Annotated in this window: 10 protein-coding genes; 4 read left to right on the top strand and 6 right to left on the bottom strand. The window is 73.9% G+C overall.

From position 1 onward, the window contains the following. The 3 genes from QJR14_07700 to QJR14_07690 all read right to left on the bottom strand — a co-directional run. The coding region (locus QJR14_07700) for a CobD/CbiB family cobalamin biosynthesis protein (GenBank protein MDI3317483.1) at positions 1 to 572 on the bottom strand (572 nt) is incomplete at its 3' end. After that, the gene (locus QJR14_07695; GenBank protein MDI3317482.1) at positions 569 to 2221 is read right to left on the bottom strand and encodes a cobyric acid synthase; all 1653 of its coding nucleotides are present in this window, start codon (positions 2219 to 2221) and stop codon (positions 569 to 571) included. The genes QJR14_07700 and QJR14_07695, both read right to left, overlap by 4 nt. Beyond that, positions 2203 to 2790, bottom strand: a complete 588-nt coding sequence (locus QJR14_07690) for a bifunctional adenosylcobinamide kinase/adenosylcobinamide-phosphate guanylyltransferase (GenBank protein ID MDI3317481.1) — start codon at positions 2788 to 2790, stop codon at positions 2203 to 2205. Before QJR14_07690 ends, QJR14_07695 begins: the two co-directional genes overlap by 19 nt. 514 nt (positions 2791 to 3304) lie before the next feature. Between QJR14_07690 and QJR14_07685 the strand changes: the two genes are divergently transcribed. Both QJR14_07685 and QJR14_07680 read left to right on the top strand, forming a co-directional pair. After that, on the top strand, positions 3305 to 4786 hold the full coding sequence (locus QJR14_07685) for a radical SAM protein (protein ID MDI3317480.1): 1482 nt from the start codon (positions 3305 to 3307) through the stop codon (positions 4784 to 4786). 164 nt (positions 4787 to 4950) lie between these two features. Then, positions 4951 to 5352 carry a rhodanese-like domain-containing protein gene (locus QJR14_07680; GenBank protein ID MDI3317479.1) on the top strand — a complete coding sequence of 134 codons (402 nt, stop codon included), beginning with the start codon at positions 4951 to 4953 and terminating at the stop codon, positions 5350 to 5352. Between the two features lie 65 nt (positions 5353 to 5417). Here the strand turns inward: QJR14_07680 and QJR14_07675 are convergent, their stop codons facing one another. Beyond that, positions 5418 to 6188, bottom strand: a complete 771-nt coding sequence (locus tag QJR14_07675; GenBank protein ID MDI3317478.1) for an ABC transporter permease — start codon at positions 6186 to 6188, stop codon at positions 5418 to 5420. Further along, a complete protein-coding gene (locus tag QJR14_07670; protein ID MDI3317477.1) occupies positions 6185 to 7144 on the bottom strand; it encodes an ATP-binding cassette domain-containing protein in 960 nt (319 codons plus the stop codon). Before QJR14_07670 ends, QJR14_07675 begins: the two co-directional genes overlap by 4 nt. 143 nt (positions 7145 to 7287) lie before the next feature. Here QJR14_07670 and QJR14_07665 point away from each other — a divergent pair, with 143 nt between their 5' ends. Both QJR14_07665 and QJR14_07660 read left to right on the top strand, forming a co-directional pair. Then, a complete protein-coding gene (locus QJR14_07665; GenBank protein ID MDI3317476.1) occupies positions 7288 to 7548 on the top strand; it encodes a PLP-dependent transferase in 261 nt (86 codons plus the stop codon). Further along, positions 7539 to 8852 carry an acetamidase/formamidase family protein gene (locus QJR14_07660; GenBank protein ID MDI3317475.1) on the top strand — a complete coding sequence of 438 codons (1314 nt, stop codon included), beginning with the start codon at positions 7539 to 7541 and terminating at the stop codon, positions 8850 to 8852. The genes QJR14_07665 and QJR14_07660 overlap by 10 nt, the downstream gene beginning before the upstream one ends. Positions 8853 to 8972: 120 nt before the next feature. Here the strand turns inward: QJR14_07660 and QJR14_07655 are convergent, their stop codons facing one another. Then, complete coding sequence (locus QJR14_07655) at positions 8973 to 9362, bottom strand: hypothetical protein (GenBank protein ID MDI3317474.1); 390 nt, start codon at positions 9360 to 9362, stop codon at positions 8973 to 8975. Between the last annotated feature and the right edge of the window lie 152 nt (positions 9363 to 9514).

Raw genomic sequence — 9514 nt, 5'->3', positions numbered from 1 at the left:
CCCGCCCACCCGGGGAGGCCCGGCGGCGGCAGCACCGCGCCCACCCAGGCCCAGAAGAGGGGCGCGACCACGCCGTCGTTGGCGTTTTCCGCCACCGACTCCACCGCCGCCCGCGTCACCTCGGCGGCGTCGAGCCGGTCCGTCTCCCGCCCCACCATCCGGCCCACCGCCCGCCGCGCGCCGGGCAGGTCGCCGGCGAGGAGACGCTCGCGGACCGCCAGGGCCGTCCCGGCCAGGTCGCGGGCCGCCAGGCTGGTGGCGAGCCACCAGACGGCGAGCAGGAGGGCGACGGCCGGCCAGCGCGCCGCCAGGAAGGCGAGCACGGCCCAGGGCAGGCCCGCCGCCGCGGCCACCGTCAGCAGGGCGAGCGCCGCGCCCCGGAGCCGCCGGGCGGCGGGCGTCCGGCCGCCGTGGAGGAGCCGCTCCCAGGTTGCGATCCAGCGCCCGATCAGCACCACCGGATGGGTGGGACGCGGCGGGTCGCCGAGAAGCGCGTCCAGCGCCGCCGCCGCCAGGAAGGGCAGGGCGGGCGCCACCGCCCCCGGCGCCTGGGCCCCGAGCGCGCCGGTCACCGGCCGCTCCCCGCTTCCAGCCGCACCCCGACCAGGGAGCCGATGAGCTCCAGGTCCAGGTGCTCGCGGAGCGCCTGGGCGAGGGCGTCGTACTGCCGCTCCCGCCAGCTCCGGCCGAAGGCCGAACCCGCGCCGGCGCCGGGCCCCCCTGCCTCCGCCCGCGACCCGGCCGGGACGGCCCCCGGGGCGCGTCGCGCCCGCGCCGCCCGGAGCTCCGCCAGCCACCGCTCCAGCAGCGCCTCGTTCTCGAAGAGGCCGTGGAGGTAGCTGCCCCAGAGGAAGGGGGAGGCGAAGGCCCCGTCCGCTTCCTCGGGCGCGGAGGCCGCGGCGGCCCCGCCGGCCCCGTCCCGGTCCCCCGGCCCCCCCGGCCCCGCCGGGCGGAGGAGCGCGAAGGGCCGGCCGCCGGGCAGAAGCCGGCTCCGGCCGGAGTGGATCTCGTAGCCGCGGACGGCCAGGCCCTCCCAGCCCTGCGCCGGCGCCACCACGCGCCCCTCCGCCTGCCGCGTCCGCTTCCCGGGCAGGAAGCGCGTCTCCAGGGGCAGGAGGCCGAGACCGGGGAGGCTTCCTCCCGTCCACCCGCCGGCCTCGCCCTCGACGCCGTCGGGGTCGTCGAGCCGCTCGCCCATCATCTGGAGCCCGCCGCAGATGCCCACGACGGCGCTCCCCGCCCGCGCCCGCGCCACCACCGCGGCCGCGAGGCCGCTCTCCCGGTGCGCCCGCAGGTCGTCGACGGTGTTCTTGCTGCCCGGGAGGAGGATGGCGTCCGGCTCCCCCAGCTCCTCCGGCCGCCGCACCGGCCGGAGGCGGACGCCGGGCCGGCGGCGGAGCGGTTCCAGGTCGCTGAAGTTGGAGAGGTGCGGGTGGAGGACCACGGCGATCTCCAGCGTCCCGGGCTCGGCCGCCGGCGCGGTCCAGGCCGCGCGCCCGCCCAGGTCCAGCGCGTCCTCCGGCTCGATCTCCACCTCCAGGCGAGGAAGCACCCCCACCACCGGCACGCCGCCCCGCTCCTCCAGGATGCGCACCCCGTCCTCGAAGAGGCGCAGGTCGCCGCGGAACTTGTTGACCACCAGGCCCCGCACCCTCCGCCGCTCCTCCGGCGGCAGGAGGTCGAGCGTGCCCAGGAGCGCCGCGAAGATGCCTCCCCGCTCGATGTCGCCGACCAGGAGGACGGGGGCGCCGGCCGCCCCGGCCACGCGCATGTTGGCCAGGTCGTGGCGGCGCAGGTTCAGCTCCGCCGGGCTCCCCGCACCCTCGATCACCACCAGGTCGAAGGCCTCGCGAAGGCGGTCCAGCGCCTCCGCGACCGCCGCCCAGAGCCGCTCCCCCTCCGCCCAGAGGGCCCCCGCGCCCAGGTCCCCCAGGGGCCGCCCGCGGAGGATCACCTGGCTGACGCCGTCCCCCTTGGGCTTGAGGAGGATGGGGTTCATCTCGACGCGCGGCTCGACCCCGGCCGCCTCCGCCTGGACCGCCTGCGCCCGGGCCATCTCGCCGCCGTCGGCCGCCACCCAGGCGTTGAGCGACATGTTCTGCGCCTTGAAGGGGGCCACCCTCAGCCCGGCCTGGGCGAAGAGGCGGCAGAGCCCCGTCACCAGGAAGCTCTTCCCCACGCCCGAGCCGGTCCCCTGGACCATCAGCGTGCGCGCGCGCACTCCGGCAGCTCCCCCTTGACCGCCAGCGGCAGGCCGGCCACCATCCAGACCACGCGCCCGGCCTCGGCAGCCAGCTCCTGGTTGAGCCGGCCGAGCCAGTCGACGAAGCGGCGCGCCCCCGGATCCGGCGGCACGATCCCCGCCCCGGCTTCGCCGCTGACCACCACCGCCGGCGCCCTCCTCCCCGCCAGCGCCCTCACCAGCCGCGCCAGCAGCCGCCGGTACGCCGCCTCGGCCACCCCCGCCCCCGGCCCCGTCTCCGCCCAGGCGTCCAGGCAGGTGGCCACCCAGAGGCTCGCCTCGTCCAGGAGCACGAGGCGCTCCTGCGCCAGGGACTCCAGGGCCGCAGGAAGCGCCTCCGGCCGCCAGGCGTCGGGCTCCAGCGTCTCCCACGCCGGCGGCCGCCGCGCCCGGTGCGCGCGGATCCGCTCCAGCATCTCCGGGTGGTCCGGGCGGGCGGTGGCGACGTAGGTGACGGGGAGGTGCGCCTCCTCCTCAAGGCAGGCGGCCAGCCGCTCGGCGAAGGTGGACTTGCCGCTCCGCCGCGCGCCCACCACCAGCGTGAACATCGCCGCACATCACCGCCCGAGTGGGTTCCGCGAGAAGAGCGGTATCTCCTGGCCTCCACCGCCGCCTCGCGGGGCCGGCTGTCCCGCGGACAGCTTCCCGGCCTCTCGTCTGAATTTCCATTTGAGCAGGATCCTGCGTTGAAAACTTGCAACTAAAGCTGATGTGTTCATCGCCTTGACAGATCCTCCCGATGCTCCTAGTTTCACAAGTGAGCGGGTGAGCCTGCGCCTGCGGGATCGATGCCGGAACATCTGCCAAAGGGTGAGCGGCCCGTGTCGAAGCCTCCGCCTGCGCCCAGGAAGCCGCATGTGCCCGGTCTCGCGGGCCGGCGGGATCCGGACGGCCTCGCCTTGTTTCCAAATTCCCTTTCAAATGCTTTGAAACTTCCGATGATCGATCCCCGTGCACGGCCGGAGGCTGGTCCTTCGTAGCATCGCGGCCGGGTCGCGGCCGGGCGGGTGGCCGCCCCGCCGCGATGGGCGCCGGTCCCATCTGACAAGGGGGTGCATCTCCATGCCGGAAGCGATGAACGGGCGATCCTGGTGGAGCCAGGCCGAGCTGGCCGTCGCCCGGCGGACGGCGGAAGCCGCCGTCGACGCCGCCGTCTCGTATCTGATGCCGGATCCGGCGGGCCGGCTGGACCGGATCCTGGACACCGTCGAGCGCTTCGTCCGCGACCCGGGGGTCCGGGAGCAGTTCCTCGCCTTCCGGCGGCGCGTGAGCGGCGACCCCGCCATCGCGGAGCGGGCGCGGCAGCTCTTGACCAACCGGACCATGGTGAAGCGGATCGTGACCAACTGGGCCATCCACCAGCTCCTCTTCGCGCCGTCCCAGCGGCGGGCGGCGGAACAGCGACACGGTGTCCACGTCCCGGTCTTCCTGCTGATCGATCCGACCTCGGGCTGCAACCTCCGCTGCAAAGGATGCTGGGCGGGCGGCTACGCCCGCGGCCCCTTCATCCCGCGCGAGCGCTTCGACCTGCTGCTGCGGGAGGCCAAGGAGCTGGGAATCTACTGGTTCGTCCTCTCGGGCGGCGAACCCTTCGCCTACAAGCCTCTCCTGGACGTCGTGGCGGAGCATACCGACGCATCGTTCATGGTCTACACCAACGGCACGCTCATCACCGACCGGGTGGCCGACCGGCTGGCCGAGCTGGGCAACCTCTCGCCCGCCATCAGCCTGGAGGGGTGGAGGGAAGAGACGGACGACCGGCGCGGTCCCGGTGTCTTCGACCGGGTGATGGCCGCCATGGACCGGCTGCGCGAGCGCGGCGTCCTCTTCGGCGCGTCGATCACCGTCACCCGGCGGAACGTCGAAGAGGTCTTCTCGGACGACTTCATCAGCTTCCTCATCGAGAAGGGCGTGGTCTACCTCTGGAGCTTCCACTACGTGCCCGTGGGGCCGGACGCCGACCTGGACCTGATGCTCCGGCCGGAGCAGCGGGCCTGGCTCGTCCGCCGGGTCAACGAACTCCGCCGGACCCGGCCCATCTTGATCGCCGACTTCTGGAACGACGGGCACTTCACGCAGGGCTGCATCGCGGGGGCACGGACGTACCTGCACATCACCCCCAGCGGCGAAGCGGAACCCTGTGCCTTCGTCCACTTCGCCACCCACAACATCCGCGAATCCTCGCTTCTCGAGATCCTCCGGAGCCCCCTCTTCGCGGCCTACCAGCGGCGCATCCCCTTCTCGCCCAACCACTACGCGCCGTGCCCCATCATCGACAACCCGGCCGCCCTCCGCGCCATGGTGGCCGAGTCGGGCGCCCATCCCACCCACCCGGGCGCCGAGGACGTGCTGGTGGGCGAGCGCGCCCGCTTCCTGGACGAGCTGTCGTCCCGCTGGCATGCGGCCGCCGACGTCCTCGAGGCCGAGGACGCGCAGGAAAGGGGCTACGCGGCCCGGGAGCCTTGGAAGGAAGCGCGCGAGGAGGCGACACGCCAGGCGGCCGCCCCGGCGCTCCACGACCCTCGGAGTGGACGCCGCCGCTAGAGACCTCCCACCCACCGGAGCCCGCCCGGCACCGGGGAGGCTTCGGGTGGGGGCCATCCGACCGCCGGACCTCGCCGGGCCGGGCCCGCCACCCAAGACGGAGCCGGCAGGCCCGGCGCTCCGCTGCGGAAGGCTTCCGGCATTTCCAGAGCCGGCGGTATTCTTTGTCGAGCAGGCAAGGGAGGGACGAGGAGACGACTCTGCTCGACCTGTTCCGCCATCCCCGGGGGCTGGCCGATCTCACCCCCGACCAGCTCGAGGCGCTCCTGGAAGCCCGCCCGGACCTGGTGCTGATCGACGTTCGCACCCGTCGCGAGTTCCGCGCGGGCCACATCGAAGGCGCCCTCTCCTACCCGCTCGGCAGCGAAGCTCGGCTGGCCCGCGACGCGGGGCCGTCGCAGAAGGTGGTGCTCGTCTGCAAGACAGGCCACAGGAGCCAGGCCGCGGCCGCGGAGCTCCTCCGCCGTGGCTTCCGCGACGTCTCCCACCTGGCCGGGGGGATGGATGCCTGGCGGCGGGCGCGCAAGCCGGAGGTGCGGGGAAAGGCGACGGCGAGCCGGCCCTGAGGCTCTCCGGAGGAGGCGTGGAGAGCGGGGAGGTGGACCGGGAGCTCCTCCCCCGCCTCCTCCGGTCAGACGTTCCGGGCGGTGGTGAACGCCCACGAGGCGAGGCCGAGCAGCACCGCGGCCACGCCCGCCGTCACCGCCAGGTCCAGTTCCAGCGGGAACTGCGTCAACGCCCGTTCCAGGGCGGAGGAGCCGTAGACGATGTGGCGGAGCGCGTCGATGCCGGCGGACGGCGCGATCGCCCGCGTCATCGCCGGCCGTGGAGGAGCTGCTGGTGGAAGCCGCGACAGAAAGAACATCGGCATGACCAGGAAGTTCATGATCACCTGGAACCCCTGCATCGACTCCATCCGGCTGGCGATGAGGATGCCGAGGCCGACCAGCGTCAGGGAGACGAGCGCCAGCACCCCCAGCATGGCCAGGAAGGTGAGCACGCCCAGGCGGACGCCGACGGCCGGCGCGAGCAGGAGGAGGATGGCGCCCTGCACCACCGCCACCGACACCCCGCCCGCCGCCTTGCCCAGCACGATCGCCCAGCGCGGCACCGGGCTGACGAGCACCTCTTTCAAGAAACCGAACTCCCGGTCCCAGACGATCGAGACGGCGCTGAAGAGACTGGTGAAGAGCACCGACATGCCCGCGATGCCGGGGAACATGAACGTCAGGTAGTCCGCTCCCCGGGCGGCGTTGAGGGTGAAGCCGCTGCGGATCCCGTTCCCCACCAGCAGCAGGAAGAGGAGCGGCTGGGCGAACATGCCCACGATCTGCGACGGCTGGCGCACGAACCGGAGCAGCTCCCGGAGCCAGATCACGTAGGCGCCCCGCGCCGCCCTCACCGGCCCCACCTCGCCCTCCGCCGCCGCGGATCCTCCGGCGGCTCCTCCCGGATCTCGCGCCCCGTCAGCGTCAGGAAGACCGTATCCAGGGTCGGCCTGCGCACCTCCACGCGCCGCACCCCCGTGAAGGCCTCCACCACCCGCGGCAGCACCCGGTCGGCGCCCTGGCAGCGGACCTCGAAGCGCGGCGCGCCTCCCCGCAGCTCGACGCCGAGACCCTCCGCCCAGTGCGGGTCGGCGGGCGGCTCATCCGCCTCCACCAGGATGATGTCGGAGCCCACCTGCCGTTTCAGCCCGTCCGGGGTGTCCAGCGCCACGATGCGGCCGTCGTCCATGATGGCGATCCGGTCGGCGACCTCCGCCTCGTCCATGTAGTGCGTGGTCATGAAGACCGTCACGCCGCCGTCGCGCGCCAGCCCCCGGACCAGCTCCCACATCTGCGCACGCGACTGCGGGTCCAGACCCACCGTCGGCTCGTCCAGGAAGAGCACCTCCGGCGTGTGGATCAGGCCGCGGACCAGCTCCAGCCGGCGTTTCATCCCGCCCGAGAAGGTGCGCACCAGGCTCTGCGCCCGCTCCTCCAGCCCGGAGAGGCGGAGGAGGGGCAGCGCCCGTTCCCGCACCTGCCGTTCCGACAGCCCGTAGAGGAGACCGTGGAAGACCAGGTTCTCCATCGCCGTCAACTGGTCGTCCAACGTCGGGTCCTGGAAGACGATGCCGATCGCCTCCCGCACCCGCGCCCTCTCCCGGACGACGTCATGGCCCGCCACCGTCGCCCGCCCGCCGCTCGGATCGAGAAGCGTGGCCAGCATCTTGATCGTGGTCGTCTTCCCGGCACCGTTGGGCCCGAGGAAGGCGAAGATCTCCCTCGCCCGGACCGTGAACGAGACCCCGCGCACCGCCTCCACGGCGCCATACCGCCTCTCGAGCCTCTCCACCTCGATGACGTCCCCCACCGCCGCCTCACCCGCCTCCGCTTGCTCAGATGCCCGGATCCTCCGCCTGCCCCGCCGCCCATCTGCTCTGCAAGGAATGCCGCCCCCGTTCCAAGAAGCTACGGCGAGCCGGTCCACTCGACGCCGTGGAGGGATCCGATCCAGTGGAGCTTCGCGACTGCTCGCCCGCCACCGTCGCGGTCCACGCCGGGGAACGCCGCCCGGCGCCGACCTTCACGCCCACGGTGGGGCCCATCTACGCCAGCAACACGTACGTCGCCCCCGGCCCCACGGAGATGGACGCCATCCTGGGGGGAGCCCGGAGCGGCTTCACCTATACGCGGCACCACAACCCCACCGTGGCGGCCTTTGAAGAGGCCGTAGCCCTGCTGGAGGGGGCGGAGGCGGCGACCGGGTGCTCTTGAGCCGCGATCTCTACGGAGCCACCATCAGCCTGGTTCGCAAGATCTTCGGGCTGATCGGCCCCGGCGCCGGCTTCTTCGGCCGCATCCCCAGCGGCGGCCGGATCCGCGCCGTCACCCCGCCCGGCTGCTGGGGCCCCATGATCACGCCGCACTTCAAGGGCGGCCACGAGGTGACCCAGCCCGTCTACGTGGAGGGCGCGCGGCCGGGCGACGCCGTCGCCATCACCATCGAGCGGCTCCGCGTCGTCTCCCACGCCGCCGCCACCGGCACCATGACGCTCAACCCCAAGGCCTTCGGCGACGACCCCTTCGTCGACAAGCGCTGCCCCAACTGCGGCGCGCCCTGGCCGGAGAGCCGCCCCGAGGGGACGGGCGAGGAAGCGGTCCGCTGCGCCCGCTGCGGCGCCGAGGCGAGCGCCTTCCATTTCGAGGAGGGCTACACCGTCACCTACGACGACGAGTACCGCGTCGCCCTGGCCGTGGACGAGGCCAACGCCCGCCGCATCGCCGAGCGCGCCCGCGAGGAGGCCTCCCTCCCCGAAGGAAGCGAGCAGCATCCGATCCTCCTCTACGCGCCCCACACGCTCAGCGGCATGGTCGCCCGCGTCATCCCCAACGTGGGCAACATCGGCACCACGCCCTCCGTCGACATGCCCGACTCGCACAACGCCGGCGACTTCGGCGCGAGCCTCGTCGGCGCGCACCACCCCTACGCGCTCACCCAGGAGCAGCTCGACGCCCACCGGACCGACGCGCACCTCGACTGCCGCGACGTCCGCGAGGGCGCCGTCCTCCTCTGCCCGGTCAAGGTGGAGGGCGCCGGCGTCTACATGGGCGACGCCCACTCGGTGATGGGCCGCGGCGAGCTGGCGCTCCACTCCATCGACGTCACCGCCGACGTGACGGTCCGCGTCGACGTGCTCCCCGGCCTGGAGCTGGAAGGCCCGATCCTCCTGCCGCGGCCCGAGGACCTGCCGCCCATCGCCCGCCCCTTCGCGGCGGAGGAAGTGACCGCGGCCCGCGCCCTCGGCGAGCGGATCGGCGTCGCCCCCGAGCTCGACGTGGCGCCGCTCCAGTTCATCGGCACCGGCGTCGACCTCAACCGCGCCACCGAGAACGCCATCCGGAGGGCGGCGCGCTTCCTGGGCGTCAGCGAGGCGGAGGTGCGGAACCGCGCCACGGTCACCGGTGGCGTCGAGGTCTCCCGCCTCCCCGGCGCCGTCCAGCTGACCCTGCTCCTTCCTTTCCGGATGCTGGAGAAGAAGGGGCTCCTCGACCTGGTGCGCTCGCAGTACGGCCTCTGAGGCCGCCCGCCGGAGAGGGGCGGCCCCCGGCGGGGTCGTGCCCACCGGGGCGACTTGGCGTCCAAGGAAGACGGCGGGCCGGGGTATCCCCCGGCCCCGGCCGTCTCCGGCGTCGCTCGATCACCGCGCATCGGGGCCGCCCGCGCGGATCCCCGGGTAGCGCTCCTCCCACCAGCGCTCCAGAAGCGCGCGCGTCTCCGCCTGGGCGACGACCAGCTCCCAGCGGCGCTGCTCGTACTCGGCCTCCAGCTCCTCCAGCGCGGGCGGCGCCGGCGCTTCCTCGCCGACCCAGCTGGCCAGGATCCGTGTGAACGGCGTCAGCCGGTACAGGTACGGGACGCCGTCGCGCTTGGCCAGCCACGACCAGCGCTTGCCGTCCCAGCGCCCCTCGCGCAGCTCCTGCAGGTTCCGCCTCGCCGCCTCCGCCCGTCCCCCGGCGTCGCGCAGCCGCCTGAGCGCCTGGGTGACCTCCGCCGGCCGCTCCGGGGAGCGGCCCCCCGCGCCCTCCATGCCCCATCCCCCCTCGGCGGGCTCACCGGTCCGTCCACACCCGACAAGACGCTGCCGGACTCCGCCCGGTTCCGGGCCGGTCGCCAGCCGGTTCCAAGCCCGGCCGCCGGCGCGCCGCCCCCTCAAGGGGCTCCGCCTGCGTCCGAAGGATA

This window comes from Bacillota bacterium, from assembly GCA_029961055.1.
GTDB lineage: Bacteria > Bacillota > Sulfobacillia > JAIMAT01 > JAIMAT01 > JAIMAT01.
Note: the sequence above shows the minus strand (reverse complement) of the source record. Positions and strands in the feature narration are given on the sequence as shown.

Coding starts and splice junctions, on each gene's coding strand:
- QJR14_07690 (MDI3317481.1), bottom strand. CDS start 2,790: ATGTTCACGCTGGTGGTGGGCGCGCGGCGGAGCGGCAAGTCCACCTTC.
- QJR14_07685 (MDI3317480.1), top strand. CDS start 3,305: ATGCCGGAAGCGATGAACGGGCGATCCTGGTGGAGCCAGGCCGAGCTG.
- QJR14_07655 (MDI3317474.1), bottom strand. CDS start 9,362: ATGGAGGGCGCGGGGGGCCGCTCCCCGGAGCGGCCGGCGGAGGTCACC.